Here is a 22,925-nt window from a genome sequence, read left to right as displayed (position 1 = left end):
CTGAGGAGCGCGGCCGCCCATGTGGGACACCGCTGTGCCAGCGAGGGGTGTGGTGGCCTCACTCCTCGCGCCCTCGAGCGAAGGTCAAGATCTCGCCGCGGGCGCCGCCCATCCACAGGTCCTGGCAGGCGGCGGCCAGGTCGTCGAAGCCGTCAGTGATCGTGGCGAATACGTTGCCGGGCACCCAACCCTGATCGCCGTTGATGAGGAGGTTGTTGCGGCCGTAGAACAAGGCGAGGTCGACGATCTGCGAGGTCTGCCGGTGTTCGGACTCCTTCTCGTACCCGTAGGCCGGGTTGCCGAGATCGTCGCCACTGAACGTGAACCAGCAGACGTCGCCCGGGATCGGCGTGACGGTCGTGTTCTCCGGCCCCGGATCCTGCTCGGCGAACTGCGGGTGCAGGGCGTAGATCTCGTTCCGTGCGTACTTGCCGTGGTAGACCTGGGCCGAGAGCGGCAGTGCCTCCCACACGGCGTTCGCGGTGCGAGGCGCGGCATCGTCGAGGAGTCGTGCCGTGCACGTCACGCCGCGCTTCTCCAGAGTGATCGTCACGTAACGGGTCATCGGGACTCCTTCGCAGAGTTGTACTGGTACATCCGCCTCATCGCAGCAGCGTCGGCACCGCCTCGTGCCACGGCGTGGCCGCCTCGTACGCGCGACCAGCGCGCAGGACGAGCCGGTCCGCGTGCCGGGGCCCGACGATCTGCAGCCCCACCGGCCGCTCGTCGGAGGTGAACCCGCACGGCACGGTGAGCGCCGGCTGCATCGTCATGTTGAACGGGTAGGTGTACGGCGTCCACGACGTCCACAGCGGGAAGGGCCAGCCGTCCGGCGAGTTCTGGCCTCGCGGGAACGCGGCGATCGGCATCGTTGGGGTGACGAGGACGTCGTACATCTCGTGGAACCGACCCATCACGACGCCCATGTCCATACGCATCGTCGTCGCGTCGAGGTAGGACGACGCGCTCGTCTCCGCGTGGCGCCGGACGTTCTCCGCGAGCAGCGGGTCGACACGGTCGAGTGCGCCCGGCCCGAATCCCTCGAGCACCTTGCTCGCTCCGGTGAACCACAAGAGGTGAAAGGCGTCGGTGCCATCGGGCAGTTCGGGGTCGACCTCCTCCACCCGCGCTCCGAGGCCGGCGAGCACGTCGACCGCCGCACGGACGGCGGCCTCGACCTCCGGGTCGTTCTCGCCGAGGCCGCCGAGCGTGGGTGAGAACGCGACACGCAGACCCTCGATCCCCTCGTCGAGGCCGTCGAGGTAGGAACCGGACGGTGTCGGCATCGCGAACCAGTCGCGGGGGTCGCCACCGGTGATGACGTCCATGAGCAGCGCCGCATCGGTGACGCTCCGGGTCATCGGCCCCGCGTGCGACAGGGTTCCGTAGGCGCTGGGCGGATAGATGGGGATGAGACCGAACGTCGGCTTGAGGGCGACCGTGCCCGTGAACGACGCCGGGATCCGCACCGAACCACCTCCGTCGGTGCCCACCGAGACCGACCCCATCCCGAGACCCACCGCCGTCGCCGCACCGCCACTACTGCCGCCGCTCGTGAGGCCTGCGCCCCACGGGTTGCCGGTCGAGCCCTCGAGCAGGGAGTCGGTGACGCCCTTCCAGGCGAACTCCGGTGTCGTGTTCTTGCCGAGGAACACCGCGCCGGCGTCGCGCAGGCGGGCGACCGCGGGGGCGTCCTCCTCCCACGGGCCGTTCGCACCGATGAGCGTGCTGCCCTTGCGTGTGGGCCAACCCCGCGTGAGCAGCATGTCCTTGATCGTCATCGGGACACCGTCGAGCGGGCCCGCCGGCCTACCGGCAGCCCATCTCTCGTCCGCCGCGGCGGCGGCGCGCTGCGCGGACCCGGCGTCGGTGAGGACCATGGCGTGCACGGAGTCGTCGTGGGCCCCGATGATCGCGAGCGCGGTGGCCAGTGCCTCCGATGGCGTCGTCTCTCCCGCGCCGAAGCGGCGGACGAGAACGTGCGCCTCGTGTTCGGCCAGCGAGGTGCGGGCGTCGTCCGTCGCGTTCATGGGCGTCCTTTCACCGGGATGCCCACGCTATGAACGGGGATTGCCGATTGTCAACAATCTGGCACATCATCGCCCATGCAGGTGCCGCCTACTCCGATCCTCGACGCCACGGTCGGCGTCATCGCCCCCTATGACTTCGCGCTCGATCGCGAGCTGTGGCGCTGGGCACCGCACGACGTCTCCCTCGCCATCACCCGCTCACCGACCTCGCCGTTCCCGGTCAGTCGCGAGCAGGCCACGGATCTCGCGGAGGCCGGCATCGTGCGGGCCCTCGCCGCTGAGGTCCGCATGACGCAGGCGCCGGTGTGCGCCTACCTCTGCACGTCGGGCAGCTTCGTGCACGGCGCGGCCGGAGAGCGTCGACTCGTCGAGGCGATGCGGGACGCCGGATTTCCCCACGCGGTGACGACGAGCGGATCCCTGCTCGCCGCGATCGACGCCCTCGACGTCGCGCGCGTCGCCATCGCGACTCCGTACGACGACGAGATCACGGGGTTGCTCGTCGCGTACCTGGCGGATGCCGGCGTCGAGGTCACCGCCGCTCGGCACCTCGGCCTCGCCGGTCACATCTGGACCGTCGACTACACGACGACGGCGAGGCTCGCGATCGCGGCCGCGAAGGCAGGTTCGGGCACCGAGGCCCTGTTCCTCTCGTGCACCAACCTCGCGAGCTATGACCTCATCGCGCCGCTCGAGACCGAGCTCGGCATCCCCGTGCTCACGGCGAGCCACGTGACGATGTGGGCCGCCCTACGCGCGGTCGGCCGGCGCCCCGAAGGCGCCGGCCGACTGCTGGAGCTGTGATCGCGGGAGTCGTGACCGCCGAACGGCGTCTCAGTGCGTTCCGGCGAGACGTGCCTGTTCCTCGTGTGCCTCGGCCGTACCGGGTACCTGAGTGCCGCGCAGGGATTGGCCCTTGGTCTCGATCATGAAGAACCAGCAGACGAGGCCGACGAGGCATGCACCGATCGTGTAGTACGCGGGCCAGAGGGTGTCGCCGGTCCGTCCGATGAGCCACTCGTTGACGAGCCCCGCCGTGCCACCGAACAGCGAGGTCGAGATGTTGTACCCGAGTGCCAGGCCCGCGTAGCGCACGTGTGTCGGGAACATCGCGGGGAAGGTGGCCGAGATCGTCGCGAGCTGCGGCGTGTACAGCAGCCCGAGCACCGTGAATGCGATGATCGCCGAGGCGAACGACGTCGCCATGAACCGATACATCGGGTAGGCGAGCACGATCGTGCCGACGAGCGAGAACAGCCACAGCGGTTTGCGCCCCACCCGGTCGGAGAGCCCGCCGACCAGCGGCAACAGCAACATCATGATGAGCTGGCCGATGATCGGCACGATGAGCGCATGCTCGTCGGAGAGGTTGATGACGCTCTGCAGGTACGTCGGGGTGTACGACAGCAGCGTGTAGTTGATGACGTTGACGGCGATGACGAGGCCACCGAGCACGAGCAGTGGACGCCAGAAGCGCGTGAAGAGCTCCTTGAGGGTCTGACGGCCGGTGTCGGCCTCCTCGCCCTTCTCTGCGAGCTCCTGGAAGACGGGCGTGTCCTCCATCTTCGACCTCAGGTAGATGCCGATGATCCCGAGCGGGCCGGCGACGAGGAACGGCACCCGCCAGCCCCAGTCGTGCATCTGCTGGTCGTCGGTGAGGCCGATCATGAGCAGCATGAGCAGCGCGCCGCCGTTGAATCCGGCGAGGGTGCCGACCTCGAGGAAGCTGCCGTAGAAGCCGCGGCGTCGGTCGGGGGCGTACTCGGCCATGAAGGTCGCCGCGCCGCCGTACTCACCGCCGGTCGAGAACCCCTGGATGATGCGGAACGTGTAGAGCAGCACCGGCGCCCAGATCCCGATCATCGTGTAACTCGGCAGCAGGCCGATGCAGAAGGTCGCGGCGGCCATGATGATGATGGTGATCGCGAGGACCTTCTTGCGACCGACCTTGTCGCCCAGCGGACCCCAGAACAGTCCGCCGATGGGACGCATGAGGAACGACACCGCGAAGCCGAGCAGCGTGAAGATCATCGCGTTCGTCGCATGCTCGGGAAAGAGTGCGGCCGCGATATAGGTGGTTCCGTAGGCGTAGATGCCGTAGTCGAACCATTCGACCGCATTTCCGATGGCCGAGGCCGCGATGGCCCGCCGCAGCAGCGAGGGGGGGACATCCGTCTGCGGCCTGGCCGCGGGCGGTGGTGCGCTGGTCATGGGGGAACCTCCGGAGTGCGCGTCGTTGCGCTGTCGGATTGTTGACAATCGGAGCGTAGCCTCGTGAGACTCCGGTGAAAAGGGTCCAGCCGGTCGGATTCTCCGGGAGGTTCGATGATCACCGTCGCCATGCTCTACCCGGGGTCCAGCGCCGAGGACGAGTACGCCACGCTCGAACGGCGGTTCGTGGACGTCTCGTTCCCGATCGTCCACACGTGGGAGGGGGCCACCGACCACGACGTGCGGTCGTTGCTGGCCCTCGGCGCGCGCGACGTTCTGTCGCCGCACGCGAACGCCGCTCGGCGTCTCGGCCCCGACGCCGTGATGTGGGCATGCACCTCCGGCAGCTTCGTCTTCGACGAGCGCGTCGAGGAGCAGGCGGGGTGGGTCTCCGAGGCATCGGGGGCCCCCGCCTCCTCGACCACCCTGGCGTTCGTCGCGGCGGCCCGACACCTCGGCGTTCGTCAGGTGCGACTCGCCGCGACGTATCCGGCCGACGTGAGCGCGCACTTCGTGGCCGTCCTGAACCGGTCGGACGTGACGGTGGTCGACGCCGCCAGTCACGACGTGGCCTCCGGGGAGGACGCGGGACGCCTCGACCCCCGGCAGGTGAGAGCGATGATCTGCGCCGGCCACGAGGATGGCGTCGACGCCGTGCTCGTCCCCGACACCGCGCTCCACACCGTGGACCTCATCGAATCCCTCGAGGCCGAGCTCGACACGATCGTGCTCACCGCCAACGCGGTCACCGCATGGCAGGGCTTGAGGCTAGCGGGTCATTCGGCGCTCACCGACGGCCTCGGGCGCTTGTTCCGGATGCCCTGAGATGCCCGAGCCCTGGTCAGGCGTCCTCCGCCTCGAGCACGGCGAGGACGCGGCGCAGGCCGTCGTTCATGTGCTCGGCCAGGAGGCCGGTCGCACGGGCCTTGTCGCCGTCGACGATCGCGCGGGCGATGGCCTCGTGCTCGGAGGCCCGGATCTCGGTGTCGTCGTACGTCGCCTGCATCCGGGCAAGGCACAGGCGCACCTGGGTGAGCAGGGTGTCGTGCATGCGCACGAGCCGCGGACTCCCGGTGAGGGCGACGAGACGCTGATGAAAACGCATGTCGAGGGCGGCGATCTCGGGCCCGTCCGGAGCGCCGTCCTCGGCTCGCATCTCGGCGACGATGTCGAGCAGCGCGATCGCGCTCGGGCCGTTGCCGGTGTCGACGAGGCACTCGACGGCGGCGCGTTCGACCGCGCCGCGGGCGAGGTACATGTCGCGCACGGTCGCCTCGTCGAGGTCCATGACGAACAGGCCGCGGTTGCGGTGGCCGACGAGCAGCCCCTCCTGGGTGAGCCGCTGCATCGCCTCACGCAAGGGGCCCCGACTCACCCCGAGACTCGCGGCGAGTGAGGTCTCGAGGAGCTGTTGCCCGGGCACGAAGCGGCCTTCGGCGATGGCCTCGCGAAGCTGCTGGGCGATCAGCGCGGGCGTGGAGTCCTGGACGATCGGAGCGAAGAGCGGCATGTCCTCGGTGCGCGTTCTCGTCGCCCGCCTGTTCGCGGTCTTCCTGGTCGTCATGCCTCGTCCCCTGCTCACACGTGATCGTTCAGTCTAGGCACCGGCAGGGGCCGCGCCGAGCAGCCGCACGATGAGGCTCGCGTACCAGCGGGCGGCGTCGACCAGCTCGTCGATCCCCACCGATTCGTCGACCTGATGCGCCTGATCGTTGAGGCCGCCCGGCCCGGCGACGACGGCGGGAATGCCGAGGTCGCGGGCGACGAACCCGCCATCGCACGCGGCGCTCCAGCCCCCGATCGGCACGGAGAGGCCGACCTCGACACCGGCCGCGTGCACCGCGCGCACGAACGGGTGGTCGTCGGGGGTGCGGAAGCCGGGCATCTCCATCGTCACGGTGATCTCGACGCCGATGCCGTCACCGCTGATCCCGGACTCCTCGATGCGGCGAGCGAGGTCGGCGGCGATCGCGTCCGGATCCTCCTCCGGCAGCAGGCGCCGGTCGAGCCACACGTGCGCGTCGGGGGCGACGATCGAGCTGCCGCGTCCGCCGCTGATCCGGCCGACGTTCCACGTCGCCGGGCCGAGCAGCGCGTCACCCTCCCCCGCGAGCCGTTCGTGGTCGGCGCGGACGAGCTCGAGGATCCGGCTCGCCGCGTCGATCGCGTTGCGTCCGTCACCCGGTCGTCCGGAATGGGCCGGCACGCCGGTGACCTCCATCTCGAGGTAACTGTCACCGCGGCAGCCGACGACGAGCCCGAGGTCGGTGGGTTCGGCGACGACGCAGCCGAGGTACTCCGCACCCATCCCGGCCGCCGCGGGGTCGGCGACGAGGGCGCGGATGCCGAGGCCCAGGTCCTCCTCGTCGACGGTGCAGGCCAGGGTCACGGGGCCGGAGAGTCGTATCCCGGCCGCCCGCACCGCGGCCATCGCGATGACGACCGCGGCGAGCCCGCCCTTCATGTCGGTGGAGCCGCGGCCGTACACGCGCCCGTCGTCGACCGTCGCGGCGAACGGCTCCCGCGTCCAGCCCGGCCCCGCCGGGACCACGTCGGAGTGGCCGAGAAAGAGCAGTCCGGGCCCGCCGTCTCCGCGCGACCCCGTCGTCTCGCGCGACAGCGTGGCTACGAGGTTGGGACGGCCCGCGACCACCGGACTCACCGTGACGTCGAATCCCCGTTCACGGCAGGCTCGTTCGAGCACGTCGACCACCGCCTGCTCGGTGCCGCCCGGGTTCTCCCCTGCCGCATCGACGAGGGCGCAGGTGAGCTCGACGAGCTCGTCCTCCCGCACGAGCGCGCGGGGATCGGCCGCCCCGTCTCCGACCCCATCGGTCACCTCGCGACCTCCGCCCGGGCGATGTCCATGGCCCGGGCCAGACGGGCGATGCCCTCCTCGGTGCGCTCGGGGGTGGTCGAGGCGAAACACAGCCGGAACGCGTCGGAGAACCGTTGCGACGGCGAGAGCGCGGTGCCCGGGATGAAGGCGACCCCCTCGGCGAGGGCGATCTCGAAGAGGCGCCGGGAGTCGATGGCCGCGTCCTCGCCCTGGAGGGTCATCCAGAGGAAGAAGCCGCCCTCGGGGTCGGTGGTGCGCACCCGGTCGCCGAGGTGGCGGGTGATCGAGTCCTGCATCGCCTCCTTGCGCTTGCGGTACTGGCTGCGCAGGCCCTCGAGATGGGCGTCGAGCCCGCCTCGACGGAGGAACTCGGCGACGACGTGCTGGTTGGGCACGTTGGTGCACGTGTCCATCGCCTGCTTGCCGGCGATGAGCAGCTCGCGCAACCGCGCGTCGGCGCTGACCCACCCCACGCGCAGGCCGGGCGCGAGGATCTTGCTGAACGTACGCACGGAGAACAGCAGCGGGTCGTCGCCCATGAGCGCGGGGAATCCGGGAACGTCCTCGCCGGCGAAACGCAGGAGGCCGTAGGGGTCGTCGTCGACGATGACGCTGCCCCAGGTGCGGGCCAGGTCGATGAGGCGGCGGCGCCGCTCCTCCGACAGCGTCGTGCCGGACGGGTTCTGAAAGTTGGGGATCGTGTAGATCGCCTTGGGCACGCGGCCGGCCCGCGCGACGAGGCTCTCGAGCTGCTCGACGTCGAGTCCGTGTTCGTCGACCGGCACCTCGAGCAGGTCCGCGCCGTAACTCAGCGCCGTGCCCGATCCGTTGGTGTACGTGGGCGATTCGACCACGACGAGGTCACCCGGGTCGACGAAGAGCTTGAACGCGAGGTCGAGACCCTGCATGCCGCCGGTGGTGATGACCGTGCGGCTCTCGTCGACCGGCTCCGGGGTGTGCCGGCTGTACTCCACGAGCGCGTCGAAGAGCACCGGCTCACCCTCGGTCGCGCCGTAGGTGAACGAGCTCGCGTCGTACACGTCGCGAGCCAGGTCGCGGAACTGCTCCCACGGGGTGACGTCAGGCGCGGGCGCTCCCATCGCGAACCGCACGATGTCGTGCTTCTGCGCGGCGAGCAGCGAGGTCGAGGAGTCGATGACCGAGCCGACGAGTCCGTCCGCCCGTGAGGCCAGGGGGACGAACCCGGCCTGCGGGTCGCCGGCGATGCCGTGGGTGGGCAGCGGGGAGAAGGTCGAGATGGTCGTGAGCACGGATCCTCCTGGTCGTCGTGGCTCGTGATCGGCCGTGCGCGGGTCAGCGCCGGATGAGTCCTCGGGGGAACGAGGTGAAGGTCTCGACTCCCGTGGCGGTGATGCGCACGGATTCGGAGACCTCGTAGCCGAACCCCTCCATCCACATGCCGCAGATGATGTGGAAGGTCTGGTTCTCGGCGAGGTCGTTCTCGTCCTCGCTGCGGATGCTGATCGTGCGCTCGCCCCAGTCGGGCGGGTAGGCGGCGCCGATGGAGTAGCCGAGGCGGCTCGGCTTCTCGAGGCCGTACTCGGCGAGGGTCCAGTTCCAGGCGTGCGCGAGGGAGGCGACCGCGACGCCGGGAGCGGCGGCGTCGAGCACGGCCTGCAGGCCCGCGGCCACGGCCTCCTCCAGGCGCAGGAGTTCCTCGCTCGGCTCGCCGAGCATCACCGTGCGGGCGAGGGGGACGTGGTAGCGGCGGTGAGCCCCGGCGAGTTCGACGACGACCGCGTCACCGAGTTCCAGACGCCGATCGCTCCAGGTCAGGTGGGGTGTGTCGGCGGACTCGCCGGTGGGGAGCATCGGCACGATCGCCGGGTAGTCACCCCACGCCTCCCCGTCGCCGATGGCCTGCGCGGCGGCGATGCGGGAGGCGATGACGTTCTGCGGAACACCGACCTCGATCGCCTCGATCGCGGCCTCCATCGCCTTGGTCGTCACCCGCGCGGCCGCGCGCATGAGTTGGATCTCGGCGTCGGACTTGACGAGGCGCACCCAGTTGACGAGTTCGAAGCAGTCGACGATCTTCCATTCCGGTACGCCGTGTTCGAGCGCGCGGTACCCCTTGGGTGAGGTGAAGTGGGAGTCCATCTCCATGCCGACGACGCCCTTGGACGCGGGCGCGACCTGCCACCGGCGGCGCAGCGCGAACGCGACCCAGTCGAAGGGGTGCAGATGCGGGCGGTGCACGTAGCGCTCGGGGTAGGCGACGATCTGCTCGTCGGGGAGCCACGTCGTGCGATGCGCACCCTTGGCGTCCATCTCGCGAGCGAAGAGGATCATGTCTCCTTGTGCTGGTACAAACAGCATCTGTGGGGTGTAGAACGACCACGCGTTGTACCCACACAAGTAGTAGATGTTCGTCGGGTCGGTGACGATGAGCGCAGACATGCCCTGCAGATCCATGCGGGTGCGCACCCGCGCCAGGCGCTCGTCGTACTCCGCCCGGGTGATCTCGGTGGTCATGCGGGCACTCCCCTCTCGTCAGGTGCGCGGCATGGCGAGGTACCTCATCTCGAGGAACTCCTCGATGCCGACGCGACCTCCCTCGCGCCCGAGCCCCGATTCCTTGACACCGCCGAACGGGGCGGCCGGGTTGGAGACCAGCCCGGTGTTGAGCCCGAGCATGCCGACCTCGATGCGCTCCGACATGCGGAAGCCACGGTCGACGTCCTGGGTGAAGACGTACCCCACCAGGCCCCAGGGGGTGTCGTTGGCGAGCGCCACGACCTCCTCCTCGGTGTCGAACGGGATGACCGGGGCGACGGGGCCGAAGATCTCCTGCCCCATGAGGTCGGAGTCGGGCGAGACGTCGGCGAGCACGGTCGGGGGGTAGAAGTAGCCGGGGCCGTCGGGGGTCTTGCCGCCACAGACGACCCTCGCGCCCCGGTTCACGGCGTCCGCGACGAGCTCCTCGACCTTGGTGCGCGCCTTCTCCTCGACGAGCGGGCCGACCTGTGTGCCCTCGGCCACGCCGTCACCGACGGTGAGGCCCGACATGCGCTGGGCGAGCCGGCGCGAGAACTCGTCGGCGACATCGCGGTGCACGAACAGGCGGTTGGCCGCCGTGCAGGCCTCCCCCATGTTGCGCATCTTCGCGACCATCGCGCCCTCGACCGCCACGTCGAGATCGGCGTCGTCGAAGACGATGAACGGCGCGTTGCCGCCGAGCTCCATCGACGAGCGCATGACGTGCCGCGACGCCTGCTCGAGCAGCGTGATGCCGACCGCGGTCGAACCGGTGAACGAGACCTTGCGCGCCAGGCCGGAGTCCATCCACGGCTCGACGACCGAGCCGGCGTTGCTCGTGCACACGACGTTGAGCACGCCCGCGGGCAGGCCCGCCTCGACGAGGATGTCGGTGAGCGCGAACGAGCTCAGCGGCGTGAGGTGCGCGGGTTTGAACACCATCGTGCAGCCGGCCGCGATGGCGGGGCCGATCTTGCGGGTCCCCATCGCGAGGGGGAAGTTCCACGGCGTGACCAGCACACACGGCCCGACGGGCTCCTTCGTGACGATGATGCGGGTCTTGCCGTCACCGCTCGTCGTCGCGTCGCCGCCGATGCGCACGGCCTCCTCGGAGAACCAGCGGAAGAACTCGGCCGCGTAGGCGACCTCGCCCCTGGCCTCGGCGAGCGGCTTGCCCATCTCGCTCGTCATGACGAGGGCCAGCTCGTCCTGCCGCTCCATGATGAGTTCGTAGGCGCGGCGCAGGATCTCGCTGCGTTCCCGGGGTGGTGTGCGCCCCCACGACTGCTGGGTGCGGGCCGCGACCTCGATGGCGCGCCTCGCGTCCTCCTCACCGCCGTCGGCGATCGTCGCGATCACCTCACCGGTGGCGGGGTTGACGACGTCGGTCCTCCGGCCGGAGGCGGCATCGCCCCACTCCCCGTCGATGAAGACGCCCGTGCTCACCTTCGCGACGGCGTCCTTCGCGGCCTGGGTCGGGTCTGTCGTCATGGTTCGTCCTTCGTGTGGGCGGTTCGTGGGGTCGGGAGAGCCGTTGAGGTCAGGATGATGCGCCGACGACCTCGTCCACCGCGGCGCCGAATCGCTCGACGCCCGTGTCGATCTCGTTCTGGGTGACGACGAGGGCGGGGATGAGCCGGACGACGTTGCCGAGCGGGCCGCACGTGAGGGAGAGCAGGCCGTGTCGCGTCGTCGCCTGCTGTACGGCGGCGGCCGTGGCCGCGTCGGCGTTGCCCTCGGCGTCGGTGAACTCGACGCCCATCATCAGCCCGTGGCCGCGCACGTCACCGATGACGGGGTGCTTCTCCTGGATGGCCTTGACGCCGGCGAGGAGCTGTTCGCCGCGCACGCGGGCGTTCTCGACGAGGTTCTCCTCCCGGATGACGTCGAGCGTCGCGCACCCGGCGGCGGCGGCGACCGCGTTGCCGCCGTACGTTCCGCCCTGCGAGCCCGGCCATGCCTGGCTCATGAGCTCCTCTGACGCCGCCATCGCGCTGATGGGGAAGCCGGACGCGATGCCCTTGGCCGTGATGAGGATGTCGGGGCGGATCGAGGACCACTGGTGCCCCCAGAAGCGGCCCGTGCGCCCGCACCCGGCCTGGACCTCGTCGAGGATGAGCAGGATGTCGTGGCGGTCGGCGCGTTCGCGCAACCCGTCGAGGAACGCGGGCGGGGTCGGGATGTAGCCGCCGTCGCCGAGGGCGGGCTCGATGAGGAACGCAGCGGTGTCGTTGGGCGCGGTGCGCGTGGCGAGCAGGTAGTCGAGCTCCCGCAGCGCGAAGTCCACCGCCGTGTCGATGTCCCAGCCGTAGCGATAGGCGTAGGGGAACGGCGACATGTGCACGCCCGCCATGAGCGGCGCGAAGCCGGCGGAGAACTTCGTGCCTGCCGTCGTCAGCGTGGCCGCGGCGACGGTGCGGCCGTGGAAGCTGCCCTGGAAGACGACGATGTTCGGACGCCCCTTGGCCATGCGCGCGAGGCGCACCGCGGACTCGACGGCCTCGGAGCCGGAGTTCGCGTAGAAGACGGAGTCGAGGCCCTCGGGCAGCACCTCGCCGAGCTTCTGCGTGAGCTCGAGCAGGGGCGGGTGCATCACGGTCGTGTACTGGGCGTGGATGACCTTGCCCACCTGCTCGCGCGCCGCCTCGACGACCCGAGGGTGGCAGTGACCGGTGCTGGTCACGCCGATTCCGGTCGTGAAGTCGAGGTAGTCCTTGCCGTCGGTGCCGTGGATCCAACTGCCGCTCGCGTGGTCGACGACGACGGGGGTCGCTTGCTTCAACAACGGGCTGAGGGAGGTCATGAGCCGATCCTCACGGCGGCATTGCCGATTGTCAACAATCTTGTTCGACCCTAGAGTGCCGGTGTGATCAGCGCAGGTCCTCAGCCCTCGTCCGCCGCCGGTGCCCCGGCATCCTCCAGGCCGCAGGTCGTCGTCCTCACCGCCGAGGGCACGCCACCTCCGGCCAACGACGCCGCCCTCCGCGAGCTCGCCGACATCACCTACTGCGACGCCGCCGGACTCGCCGAGGCCCTTCCCGGGGCCGAGGCGCTGTTCATCTGGGACTTCTTCTCCGGCGCGCTACGGGACGCCTGGCCCGCGGCCGACGCGTTGCGGTGGGTCCACGTCGCCGCCGCCGGGGTCGACGCGATCCTCTTCGAGGAGTTGCGCGAGTCCGACGTCGTCGTCACGAACGCGCGCGGCGTGTTCGACGAGCCGATCGCGGAGTTCGTCGCGGCCTCCGTGCTCGCCCACGACAAGCTGCTGCACGAGAGCAAGGCTCTGCAGAACGAGCGCACGTGGCGCCACCGCGAGCCTCGCCGCACCGCGGGCGCACAGGCCCTCGTCGTCGGCACCGGGGGCATCGGTCGCGCGACGGCCCGGCTGCTGCGGGCGCTCGGCATGAACGTGCGGGGTGCCGGACGCGTGGCGCGGGAGGGCGACGCCGACTTCGGCACGGTCGTCGCGTCGAGCGAGCTCGCGGCGCACGTCGGCGACGTCGACCACCTCGTCCTCGCCGCACCCCTCACCGACACCACTCGCGGAGTCGTCGACGCCGAGGTCCTCGCCGCCCTGCCCGAGCATGCCCACCTCGTCAACGTCGGGCGCGGGCAACTCGTCGACGAACCCGCGCTCGTCGCTGCCTTGCAGGCGGGTGACATAGCCGCGGCGAGCCTCGACGTCTTCGTCACCGAACCCCTGCCCGCCGACCATCCCTTCTGGGCGATGCCGAACGTCCACGTCTCGGCCCACATGTGCGGCGACGTGCAGGGCTGGCGCGACGCCCTCTCCGACCAGTTCGAGACCAACCTTCGCCGATACGTCGCGGGCGAGTCGCTGCCCGACCCCGTCGACAAGGCCAGCGGCTACGTGCCGGGGCGCTGACCTGCGCGTTCGCACGGCGGCGTGTCAGGGGCGTGTCAGGGGCCGACGTTGCGGGTATGTCGATGACAGACGCCGACTCGAAGGAGACACCGATGAACGAGCAGAAGCTCGACAAGCAGAAGGTCAAGGACGCGCTCGTCTCGCAGTTGGGCGCCGAGGCGGCGAGCACGAAGACGACGGAGTCCGTCGATCAGGACGCCGCACGGCTCGACCAGGACATGCCCATGGACTCCGGTGACCTCTCGCAGTCCGACCAGGCCGGTGAGATGCGCGGGCGGCTCTCCGCGGTGGCGCAGGGCGAACTCGGCGGCATTCAGGAGGTCGAGGCGCTCGACGTCTCCCCCAAGACCACGATCGAGCCCGGCGCGATCGTCGCGATCGACGGCGACCACTACCTCGTCGGCGTCCCCGCCTCACCGTTCGAGTGCGACGGCGTCACGTACGAGGGCATGTCGAGCGATTCCCCGATGTTCGAAGCCGCGCAGGGCAAGAGCGCCGGCGACACCTTCGATCTGCTCGGCAGCACCCGTCACATCGACTCGGTGGACTGAGCGGCCTCAGCGCGCGTCGGCGGGCGGGGCGCTCTGGCCGTATCCCTTCATCTGCTCGACGACCCCCGCGATCTCCTCCTCGGGCAGGACGCGGGGCACGCCCGCCGACGAGACGCGAAGAACCAGATCGCACAGCCATTCGAGGTAGAGGGCGCGGTCGTAGGCCTGGGTGAGGTCGGAGCCCGTGACGACGGCCCCGTGGTTGCCCATGAGCGCACTGTTGCGGCCGACGAGCGCCGATTCCACCGCCGAGGCCAACGCCGACGAGCCGTAGCGGTGGTAGGGCGCGACTCGGGGAGCCCCGCCGAACATCGCCGCGTAGTAGTGCACCGCCGGCACCTCGTCGATCCCCTCCAGGCAGGCCACCGCGGTCGCCGCGCCCGAATGCGTGTGGACGACGGCCCCTGACTGCGTGGCGCGCAATGCCACCTGATGCAGTTCCAGCTCGCTCGCGGGCGCCAGCGGCGAGTCGACGCGCGCGCCGTCGTCGAACCGGACGACGCTGATCAACTCAGGCCGTAGGTCGGCGTAGGGAACTCCGCTCGGAGTGATCGCCAACAGCTCCCCAGCTCGCACCGAGACATTGCCGGCGGTGCCCACCACGAGGTCGTCGGCCACCATCCGATGGCAGACATCGATGATCTGTTTCCGCTCATCGGCCAACAACATGTCATTCACCCCAGACGTAGTTGTCAGACAACAAACCACATGTCGACGCTCTCGTCAACGCCCGAGCTCGGGCCCGTCCGCAGGCAGCGGCGCCCCGGCCCCGGACGGCGTGCGGTAGATCGTGAAGGAGTAGCGGCCTTCGATGAAGTACGTGCGCGAGTAGGCCACCAGCCGCTGCGAGGCGTCGTAGTGCAACTGGTTGAGCAACACGAAGAGCCGATGCGCGGCCGCCTCGGGCCCCCATCCGACGTGCTCGGAGTACACGGCGTGGACCTCGGCGACGGCGGTCGCGGGCTCGACGCCCAGACGGGTGCTCATGAACTCGAAGATCGATCCGGTCAACGATGAGGGGTCGAAGTCGTCGGGGAACATCTCCCACGGCAGGAGGTCGTAGGAGTACGCGACCACCTCGCCGTCGGCGAGGATCGACCGCCGAAGCTCGAGAACCTCGGTGTTCACGGCGAGCCCCATGCGTGCTGCCTCTTCCGGTACGAGCGGCCTACGCAGCCGGCTCGCATACACCATGCCGGGCTCGTGCCCCTGGTTGCGGATGGCGTCGGTCATCGACTCCAGGCGCTCCAACCCCGCGCGAACCGCGGGCTGCTCGACGACGAAGGTCCCCACCCCGTGCCTGGTCCGCACGAGGCCGAGCCCCTCGAGCTCCTGCAACGCCGTCCGCACGGTCGGGCGGGACACCTGGAACCGCGCACTGAGGGCGTGCTCGGTGGGCAACCGGTCACCCGGGGCGTACTCGCCCGCGGCGATCTCGCTACGGAGATCCTCGGCGACACGCGTCGCCAGGGTGGACCGTCGGGGCATGGCTCTCCTTGGAGGGCAGGGGACATCGGTCACTCATCCGGCGCAGCGTTGACAACCGAGGGTCGCCATTCTACGTTGAGGCATCGGTTGTCTGACAACAGCGAGGTGCAGACGATGGTTCTTGCCGTCCAATGGGTCGCCGACGACGCTCCCTGTCTTCGGTTGATCGACCAGCGGCTCCTGCCGGCGCAGGAGGAGTACATCGACGTGCGAACGGTGGACGTGCTCATCGACGCCATCCGGACGCTGGCCGTGCGCGGCGCTCCGGCCCTGGGTGCCACCGGCGCGCTCGGCGTCGTCGTCGCGATGAACGAAGCGGCGCGCAACGGCTGGAGTGAGGACCGGCTGCAGGCGGAGGTCGATCGCGTACGCGACGCACGCCCGACCGCCGTGAACCTCGCGTGGGGCGTCGACCAGGTGCGCCCGCTCATGAGCGGCGGAGTCGACGAGGTGCTCGCGTCGGCCCTGCGGCTGGTGGCCGAGGACGAGGCGGCCAACCGCGAGCTGTCCCGCCTCGGAGCCGACTGGATCCTGGCCCGCACGGGGCGATCCTCCGTGCGCGTCGTCACTCACTGCAACACCGGCGCCCTCGCCACCACGGCGTGGGGAACCGCGTACGGGATCATCCACGAGCTCCAGGACCGCGGGGCCCTCGAACTCGTCTACGCCGACGAGACCCGTCCCCTGCTTCAGGGCTCCAGGCTCACCAGCTGGGAGCTCACGCAGGACGGCATCCCGCACGTCGTCGAGTGCGACGGGGCGGCCGCCTCCACCATCCTGCGCGGCCTCGTCGACGTCGCCATCATCGGCGCCGACCGCATCACCGCCAACGGTGACACCGCCAACAAGGTCGGTTCGGTCGCGCTCGCCCTCGCGTGCCGGCGGGCCGGCATCCCCTTCGTCGTCGCCGCACCGTTCTCCACGGTCGACCTCGACACGGCCACCGGTGACGAGATCGTCATCGAGGAACGGTCCGGTGACGAGGTGCTCGTCGTCGCCGGTCACCGGGTCGCACCCGCCACGGCGCGCGGCTTCAACCCCGCCTTCGACGTCACTCCGCACGATCTCATCGACGCGGTCGTCACCGAGCGCGGAATCGTCGAACCGGCCGCTGCTCCTGCCGCACGCCTGCTCGACACCATCGCAGATTGACATCCACCGGCCGGCAACGACGCCGGTCGTACGAGAGGAACGTCCATGAAGCCTTCCGTTGCATTCGTGGCCTCGGCCGCGGCCTTCTCTCTGCTCGGGCTGACGGGGTGCAGCCAGGGAACGCCGAGCGGTGGGTCCAGTCCCGCCGGCGACAACGCCGCCAGCGCCTCGGTCCAGCAGGCCACGGGTCAGGCCCCCGCCCCCTTCGACAGTGGGACCGTGCACGTCGCGGTCGTCCAGCAGAGCGGCCAGGGCGACTACTTCCAGCAGTACCTCAACGGCACGCGCAAGCAGGCCGAGGCGCTGAAGATGAAGCTCGACGTCTACGACGCCCAGGGTGACAACGCTCAGCAGGCCACGCAGCTCGATCAGGCCATCGCCTCCGGCGTCAAGGGCATCGTCGTTCGCCACGGCTTCCCCGACACCCTGTGCCCCGGGGTGAACAAGGCCATCGACAAGGGCATCAAGGTCGTCATCTACGACGTCGAGATCCAGAAGTGCGCGCTGCGCGCGGTGCAGACACAGCAGTCCGACGCCAAGATGGCGAGCCTGGTACTCGACCAGATGGCCAAGGACATCGGTCAGGACAAGCCGGTCGGGTACGTCAACGTCGCGGGAATCGCACCGTTGGACCGCCGCGACGCCGTGTGGAAGGAGTACCTGCAGAAGAACTCCTGGACGCAGAAGTTCAAGACGGGCAAGTACACGAACTCCTCGGCCACCGACTCGGCGCCGATGGTCGACAACGCCCTCAAGTCCAACGCCGACGTCGTCGCGGTCTACGCGCCGTACGACGAGCTCACCAAGGCGACCCTCTCGGCTCTCGAGCAGAACCCCGACCTCAAGAACAAGGTCAAGGTCTACGGTGCCGACATCTCGACCGCCGACATCGAACTCATGAGCGCGGACGGCAGTCCCTGGGTCGCCACCGGCGCGACGGACCCGAACGCCATCGGCGCGGCGGTCGTGCGAACGCTCGCCCTGAACCTCGCGGGACAGGCGAAGGAGGGCGACAAGGTCGACTTCCCACCGATCCTCGTCACGAGCGAGATGTTGCGCAGCAAGAACATCAAGAACATGGACGACCTGCGCAAGGCGGAGCCTGCGCTGAACATCTCGCAGGTGTCCTCGGCCGACTGGATTCCGGCCGTCACGTTCTGACAGCTGTCGGCGCGGGGCAGGTGAGCACTCCTTGCCCCGCACCGACGCCCACGTTGAGGGAGAAGAGATGGATCACCGCGACCCCGGCACGCCGGAGCAGCCGCGTCCCGAGACGCCGGCCGCACTGGCGCTGACCGACATCACGATGGCGTTCGGCGCGAACAGCGTCCTCAAGGGCGTGACCATGCGCCTCACTCCTGGCCGGGTCACGGCGCTGCTGGGTGCGAACGGCGCCGGCAAGTCGACGCTCATCAAGATCCTCTCCGGCGTCTACCAGGGCTACGGAGGAACCGTGGAGGTCGGTGGCGAGCCCATCCACATCTCTTCACCGATCGACGCCGCGCGTCACGGTGTCCAGACGGTTCACCAGCGCATCGACGACAGCATCGTGCCGGGGCTCTCGGTCGCCGAGAACCTCACGTTCGAGGAGATCGTGCAGGGCGACATCCCTGCGGTGCGCTCACTGAAGGCCATCCTCCCCCGCGCCCGGCAGATCGCGGCCACCCTCGATCTCGGCTGGTCGGACGAGGTACTGCGCAAGGACGTCTTCGACCTCGGCATCGCGGACGCCCAACTCCTGCTGCTCGCCCGGGCGTTGATCCGCCGCCCCAAGGTGCTCGTGCTCGACGAGCCCACGTCGACGCTCTCGCAGGCCGAGGCCGACCGTCTCTTCGACGTCGTCCGGCGGTTGCGTGAGGAAGGCGTCGCGATCCTCTACGTCTCCCACCACCTCGACGAGATCCGCACGATGGCCGACGACCTCGTCGTTCTGCGTGACGGCCGCATCCACGACGAGCAGGCGGCGCCGTTCGACATGTCCCGGGCGATCCGCTCGATGCTCGGTGAGAGCGTCGCCGTCGCCGCCGACGAGCTCGTCGAGCGGCGTGGAGAACGGGTGGCGATCCACCTGGAGGGAGTGCAGTTGCTCAAGCGGTCCCGGCCGTTCGACCTCGACCTGCGGTACGGCGAGGTCACCGGCATCGTCGGCCTGATCGGAGCCGGCAAATCCGAGCTCGCGCGAGGCATCTTCGGGGTCGACCGGTTCCGCGCCGGGACGATGACCTTCGACGGGCAACCGTTCGCGCCGAGGCGCAGCGGGCACGCCGTGCGCAAGGGCATCTACCTCGTCCCCGAGGATCGCGCCGCCGAGGCGATGCTGCCGGGATGGGCGATCGCCGCGACGGCGACCCTCCCGTTCCTCGGCCGGTTCTGCCGGGGCAGCGTCATCGACCTCGGCCGCGAGCGCCGGCGCGGTGTCTCCACGATCGAGGACTTCGGCGTCGTCGCCACCGGGCCGGATCAACCGCTCGACGCCCTCTCCGGAGGCAACCAGCAGAAGGTCGTCGTCGGGCGCTGGTTCGCCGAGTCGCCCAAGGTCATGCTCCTCGACGAACCCTTCCGGGGGGTCGACATCGGGGCTCGCCGCGATATCTCCCGCCAGGCTCGCGAACTCGCCGGTGAGGGGGCCTGTGTCGTCGTCCTCTCCAGTGACGTCGACGAGATCCGCGAGGTCGCCGATCGCATCGTCGTCCTCGTCGACGGGCATCCGCGGTTCGACGCCTACACAACCCAGACCGACGGTGACGCCATCGTCGCGAGCATGTCGGAGGTGGCCTGATGGCACACGCACGCACGGACAACGACGTCACCACCGGGATGAGGGTGCAGGACGCCGTCGTCAAGTACGGCTTCATCGCCGTGACGATCGGGCTGTTCCTGTTCTTCGCATCCACCGAGCCCGCCTTCCGGACGTCCGGGGCGCTGTTCTCGATGCTCAAGTTCGCGTCGGTGACCGCCATCCTCGGCCTGGGGATGACCTACGTCATGGCCGTCGGCGGCATGGACCTGTCGATCGGGTCGACGGCGGGACTGGCGGTGCAGATGGCCGCGATGACCATGGTCTTCTACAACCTGACGGGCGGGACCGCGGCGATCGTCGTGCTGCTGGCCGGAATCGCGGTGGGCCTGCTCAACGCCTTTCTCATCGTGGTCTGCAAGATCCCCGACCTGCTGGCCACCCTGGGCACGATGTTCGTCATCCAGGGCGCCAAGCTCATTCCCGTCGACGGTCAGAGCGTCTCGGCCGGCATGGTGCTGCCCGACGGGACACCCGCCCCCGGCAAGTTCACGTCCGCGTTCCTCATGATCGACCGCGGCGCGATCGGGCCCGTTCCCTACCCCGTCGTCCTCATGTTGCTCCTCACCGTCGTCTCCTGGTTCATCCTCGACCGCACCAAGTGGGGTCGCATGATGTACGCCATCGGGGCCAACCCCGAGGCCTCCCGGCTGGCGGGTGTCAACGTCGGCTTCTACCGCGGACTGGCGTACGTGTTGTGCGGTCTCTTCGCCGCCATCGGCGGACTCATCCTCGTCTCCCGCATCGGTCAGGGCGACGTCAACGCGGGCGCCTCGAGCCTGCTGGAGGCCGTGGCCGTCGCGCTGGTCGGCACCTCCGTCCTCGGCATCGGCAAACCCAACGCCTGGGGCACGCTGCTCGGTGCGCTGCTCATCGGCATCGTGCTCACCGGCCTGACGATGAAGGGCTTCTCGTACTACTACCAGGACACGGCCAAGGGCCTGGTGTTGCTGGTGGCACTGCTCTTCTCGTTCACGATCTCGCGCAAGAAGGTGAGATACACGCCGGCCACCTGACCGTGCACCGCTCACCCGTTCCACCTTCTCTTCACAGGAGTCCACCGTGGCCGACTACGAGTTCCTCACCGTCGAGAACATCCCCGACTACATCCGCTCCACACCCACGCTCGCCGAGGTGATCGACCCCGACGACCTCGTCTTGTGCGATGAGATCGGGGACGGCAACCTCAACCTCGTCTTCCTCGCCAAGGACACCTCCGGCCGTGGGCTCTGCCTGAAGCAGTCGCTGCCCTACGTGCGGATGACCGGCGAGGGGTGGCCGATGACACCCGACCGAGCGCGGCACGAGGCCGAGACGTTGGCGGCGCACGGGGCGCTCGTTCCCGACCTCGTTCCGGCGATGTACCACTACAACCCGGAGCGGTACATCATCGCGATGGAGGACCTCTCCGATCACCGCGTGTGGCGCGGTGCGCTGAACGAGGGGCTCTCCCACACTGGCGCGGCCGAGGCCGTCGGGCGTTACGTCGGCGCCGTCGCGTTCGGCACGTCCCCGCTGGGCATGGAACGAGAGGCGCTGGCAGAGGCGATCGCGCGGTCGGTCAATCCGCAGTTGTGCGAGATCACCGAGGATCTCGTGTTCACGGAGCCGCTCGTCGACGCCGGACGTAACTCGTGCCTGCCGGCGAACGAGCCGGACGCTCGTGAGTTCTCCGAGGACGCCGCCATGATGCGGGCCATGGGCCACGCCAAGTGGCTCTTCATGACCAAGGCCGAGGCCCTCCTCCACGGCGATCTGCACACCGGGTCGGTCATGGTCCGCGCCGAAGGAGAGCCGGACGCCGACGGGGTCGTGGCCTGCGACAGCATCAAGTGCTTCGATTCGGAGTTCGCGTACTACGGACCCCTCGCGTTCGACATCGGGGCGCCCTGGGCCAACTACGTGGCCGCCGCGGCACGGGCCGTCGCCCTCGGCGAGGACGAGCGCGCGCGGTGGTGCCTCTCGCTCGTCTCGGCCACCTGGAACGCATTCGAGGCCGAGTTCCGTCGCCGCTGGCCGCAGCGACGTGATCCGCGCGTGTGGACGGACGCCACCCTGGAGGACCTGCTTCTCACCTGGCGTAGCGAGGCATGGTTGTTCGCCGCCGCGAAGATGTCGCGCCGAATCGTCGGCGCCGCCAAGAACAAGGACGTCGAGACACTCCCGGAGAACCTGCGTGAGGGCGCGGCTCGCGGCATCCTGCGCCTGTCGCGACAGCTCGTGCGTCAGGCCGGCGTCGACAGCAGCCCCGATGCCTTCGAACGACTCGCCCACGACGTCCTGCTGGAGAACCGCACGCGCTGAGGCGGTTCTTCGGCTCCGGCAAGGTCGACGAGCCGGACGCACGACCGATCGGTCACACCTGTTCCCTCGGGCAGAACCATGTCGTGCGGCTGCCGACCGTGGCCCGTTCGAGGGGCGCCCCGCACCGGGGGCACACGCCTGCCTTCTTGCGGGAGGCGATGAACTCCCCGGTGTGGACGCCGCCCTTATCGATGGCCGAGCGAGTCGCGGCGCCGAGGGCGTCGTGGAGCGTACGCAGCTCCTTCCTCGACAGTGAGCCGGCCTCGCGCCGAGGGTCGAGGCGCGCCTGCCAGAGCGTCTCGTCGGCGAGGAGGTTGCCGACCCCCGCGAGGGTCGCCTGGTCGAGCAGGCGAGCCTTGACCGGTGCGGTGCCGCGCCCGACGCGGTCGGCGAACTCCTCCACCCCGATCTGTTCGGCGTCGGGTCCGAGGGAGTCGAGGTCGGGGTCGAGCCGAACGCGGCCGAGGCGGCGCTTGTCGAAGAGGCGCAGCACGCCGCCGTCCTCGAACGTCACGGTGAAGCGATCCCACTCGGGTTTGCGGCCCGGGGCGTCGGCGTCGATCCCGTAGCGCCCGGCCGGTGGGTCGCCTCCCGAGACCTGACCGCCGTCGGCGCCGCTGATCATGATGCGGCCGGCCATGCCGAGGTGCAGGCCGAGCGACGGCCCATCGACGCCCGGCTCGTCCCCACTCGTGTCGACCCACATCGCCTTACCCCGCCGGTGGGCGGCGGTGAACTCGCGCCCCACGAGTGCATCCCGGATCTGCCCCGGCGCATGCGGACGGCAGACGTACTCGTCGGAGTCGTCGACGTCGACGATGCGGCGATGGAGCGCCGCGTCCTCGATGGCGGCGCGGGCGGTCTCGACTTCGGGCAGTTCGGGCACCCGGCCATTCTGCCCGGCCCCGGACGCAGGTCGCTCCCGCATCACCCCTCGGCTCCCTCCGAGCGAGCAACTCGAATGTCGGCACAACCGAAACGCTGCAACTTTTCGGTTGCGGTGCCGATGAGCACGGTGAGTCGTCAATCGGTGGCGGCTCGGCTCGACGCCCCCACGAAACTCTGTGTGAGGTCTACGTTGTCCACGACGGCTGCCGGCGCACTTCTGCCTGCCCCCCACGACACCGCTACCGACCGAGACGAGGCCCCTCGACGAGGTCTCACGTTC

Annotated in this window: 21 protein-coding genes; 9 read left to right on the top strand and 12 right to left on the bottom strand. The window is 69.6% G+C overall.

The genetic code is table 11. The features are described from left to right. Positions 1 to 58 precede the first annotated feature (58 nt). On the bottom strand, positions 59 to 565 hold the full coding sequence (locus BN1197_RS05640; RefSeq protein WP_040157044.1) for a DUF3830 family protein: 507 nt from the start codon (positions 563 to 565) through the stop codon (positions 59 to 61). A gap of 37 nt (positions 566 to 602) precedes the next feature. Further along, the gene (locus BN1197_RS05635) at positions 603 to 2,030 is read right to left on the bottom strand and encodes an amidase (RefSeq protein ID WP_040157042.1); all 1,428 of its coding nucleotides are present in this window, start codon (positions 2,028 to 2,030) and stop codon (positions 603 to 605) included. Positions 2,031 to 2,105: 75 nt separating this feature from the next. Here BN1197_RS05635 and BN1197_RS05630 point away from each other — a divergent pair, with 75 nt between their 5' ends. Then, positions 2,106 to 2,834 (top strand): maleate cis-trans isomerase family protein, encoded by a 729-nt coding sequence (locus BN1197_RS05630; protein ID WP_040157040.1) that lies wholly within the window; start codon positions 2,106 to 2,108, stop codon positions 2,832 to 2,834. 30 nt (positions 2,835 to 2,864) lie between these two features. On the opposite strand, the gene BN1197_RS05625 is transcribed toward BN1197_RS05630, so the two are convergent. Next, positions 2,865 to 4,241 (bottom strand): MFS transporter, encoded by a 1,377-nt coding sequence (locus tag BN1197_RS05625; RefSeq protein WP_052466065.1) that lies wholly within the window; start codon positions 4,239 to 4,241, stop codon positions 2,865 to 2,867. Between the two features lie 114 nt (positions 4,242 to 4,355). On the opposite strand from BN1197_RS05625, the gene BN1197_RS05620 reads away from it, so the two are divergent. Further along, positions 4,356 to 5,066 (top strand): maleate cis-trans isomerase family protein, encoded by a 711-nt coding sequence (locus tag BN1197_RS05620; protein WP_040157038.1) that lies wholly within the window; start codon positions 4,356 to 4,358, stop codon positions 5,064 to 5,066. Positions 5,067 to 5,082: 16 nt separating this feature from the next. Here BN1197_RS05620 and BN1197_RS05615 read toward each other — a convergent pair whose 3' ends face one another. The 6 genes from BN1197_RS05615 to BN1197_RS05590 all read right to left on the bottom strand — a co-directional run bounded on the left by BN1197_RS05615 (position 5,083) and on the right by BN1197_RS05590 (position 12,382). Beyond that, positions 5,083 to 5,805 (bottom strand): GntR family transcriptional regulator, encoded by a 723-nt coding sequence (locus BN1197_RS05615; protein WP_245851833.1) that lies wholly within the window; start codon positions 5,803 to 5,805, stop codon positions 5,083 to 5,085. Positions 5,806 to 5,838: 33 nt separating this feature from the next. Continuing rightward, complete coding sequence (locus tag BN1197_RS05610) at positions 5,839 to 7,080, bottom strand: M20 family metallopeptidase (protein WP_040157034.1); 1,242 nt, start codon at positions 7,078 to 7,080, stop codon at positions 5,839 to 5,841. After that, positions 7,077 to 8,306: an aminotransferase-like domain-containing protein gene (locus tag BN1197_RS05605; RefSeq protein ID WP_040157283.1), complete on the bottom strand. Its 1,230-nt coding sequence runs from the start codon at positions 8,304 to 8,306 to the stop codon at positions 7,077 to 7,079. The genes BN1197_RS05610 and BN1197_RS05605 overlap by 4 nt, the downstream gene beginning before the upstream one ends. A gap of 88 nt (positions 8,307 to 8,394) precedes the next feature. Continuing rightward, positions 8,395 to 9,576 carry a M24 family metallopeptidase gene (locus BN1197_RS05600; RefSeq protein WP_040157033.1) on the bottom strand — a complete coding sequence of 394 codons (1,182 nt, stop codon included), beginning with the start codon at positions 9,574 to 9,576 and terminating at the stop codon, positions 8,395 to 8,397. A gap of 18 nt (positions 9,577 to 9,594) precedes the next feature. Continuing rightward, positions 9,595 to 11,070, bottom strand: coding sequence for an NAD-dependent succinate-semialdehyde dehydrogenase (locus tag BN1197_RS05595; protein WP_040157031.1), 1,476 nt, complete (start codon positions 11,068 to 11,070; stop codon positions 9,595 to 9,597). A gap of 49 nt (positions 11,071 to 11,119) precedes the next feature. Continuing rightward, positions 11,120 to 12,382 carry an aspartate aminotransferase family protein gene (locus BN1197_RS05590; RefSeq protein ID WP_040157030.1) on the bottom strand — a complete coding sequence of 421 codons (1,263 nt, stop codon included), beginning with the start codon at positions 12,380 to 12,382 and terminating at the stop codon, positions 11,120 to 11,122. A gap of 63 nt (positions 12,383 to 12,445) precedes the next feature. Here BN1197_RS05590 and BN1197_RS05585 point away from each other — a divergent pair, with 63 nt between their 5' ends. Both BN1197_RS05585 and BN1197_RS05580 read left to right on the top strand, forming a co-directional pair. Further along, positions 12,446 to 13,465 carry a D-2-hydroxyacid dehydrogenase gene (locus BN1197_RS05585; RefSeq protein ID WP_245851832.1) on the top strand — a complete coding sequence of 340 codons (1,020 nt, stop codon included), beginning with the start codon at positions 12,446 to 12,448 and terminating at the stop codon, positions 13,463 to 13,465. 92 nt (positions 13,466 to 13,557) lie between these two features. After that, positions 13,558 to 14,016: a hypothetical protein gene (locus BN1197_RS05580; protein ID WP_141397230.1), complete on the top strand. Its 459-nt coding sequence runs from the start codon at positions 13,558 to 13,560 to the stop codon at positions 14,014 to 14,016. A 6-nt stretch (positions 14,017 to 14,022) separates the two neighbouring features. On the opposite strand, the gene BN1197_RS05575 is transcribed toward BN1197_RS05580, so the two are convergent. Together BN1197_RS05575 and BN1197_RS05570 are read right to left on the bottom strand one after the other, a co-directional pair. Beyond that, complete coding sequence (locus BN1197_RS05575) at positions 14,023 to 14,685, bottom strand: class II aldolase/adducin family protein (RefSeq protein ID WP_040157278.1); 663 nt, start codon at positions 14,683 to 14,685, stop codon at positions 14,023 to 14,025. 54 nt (positions 14,686 to 14,739) lie between these two features. Next, positions 14,740 to 15,504 (bottom strand): GntR family transcriptional regulator, encoded by a 765-nt coding sequence (locus tag BN1197_RS05570; protein ID WP_052466063.1) that lies wholly within the window; start codon positions 15,502 to 15,504, stop codon positions 14,740 to 14,742. A 114-nt stretch (positions 15,505 to 15,618) separates the two neighbouring features. Here BN1197_RS05570 and mtnA point away from each other — a divergent pair, with 114 nt between their 5' ends. From mtnA to mtnK, 5 genes are all read left to right on the top strand, one after another. Beyond that, positions 15,619 to 16,656 carry an S-methyl-5-thioribose-1-phosphate isomerase gene (gene mtnA, locus BN1197_RS05565; RefSeq protein WP_040157029.1) on the top strand — a complete coding sequence of 346 codons (1,038 nt, stop codon included), beginning with the start codon at positions 15,619 to 15,621 and terminating at the stop codon, positions 16,654 to 16,656. A gap of 45 nt (positions 16,657 to 16,701) precedes the next feature. Further along, a complete protein-coding gene (locus BN1197_RS05560; protein ID WP_040157028.1) occupies positions 16,702 to 17,817 on the top strand; it encodes a substrate-binding domain-containing protein in 1,116 nt (371 codons plus the stop codon). Between the two features lie 67 nt (positions 17,818 to 17,884). Continuing rightward, positions 17,885 to 19,435, top strand: a complete 1,551-nt coding sequence (locus tag BN1197_RS05555) for a sugar ABC transporter ATP-binding protein (protein WP_052466062.1) — start codon at positions 17,885 to 17,887, stop codon at positions 19,433 to 19,435. Continuing rightward, positions 19,435 to 20,469, top strand: a complete 1,035-nt coding sequence (locus tag BN1197_RS05550) for an ABC transporter permease (RefSeq protein ID WP_040157026.1) — start codon at positions 19,435 to 19,437, stop codon at positions 20,467 to 20,469. The genes BN1197_RS05555 and BN1197_RS05550 overlap by 1 nt, the downstream gene beginning before the upstream one ends. 46 nt (positions 20,470 to 20,515) lie before the next feature. Further along, a complete protein-coding gene (gene mtnK, locus BN1197_RS05545; RefSeq protein ID WP_052466061.1) occupies positions 20,516 to 21,757 on the top strand; it encodes an S-methyl-5-thioribose kinase in 1,242 nt (413 codons plus the stop codon). Between the two features lie 52 nt (positions 21,758 to 21,809). Here mtnK and BN1197_RS05540 read toward each other — a convergent pair whose 3' ends face one another. Then, on the bottom strand, positions 21,810 to 22,643 hold the full coding sequence (locus BN1197_RS05540) for an Fpg/Nei family DNA glycosylase (RefSeq protein ID WP_040157024.1): 834 nt from the start codon (positions 22,641 to 22,643) through the stop codon (positions 21,810 to 21,812). Positions 22,644 to 22,925: the final 282 nt, after the last annotated feature.

It is taken from the genome of Mobilicoccus massiliensis, from assembly GCF_000826525.2.
Classification (GTDB): Bacteria; Actinomycetota; Actinomycetes; order Actinomycetales; family Dermatophilaceae; genus Mobilicoccus; species Mobilicoccus massiliensis.
Note: the sequence above shows the minus strand (reverse complement) of the source record. Positions and strands in the feature narration are given on the sequence as shown.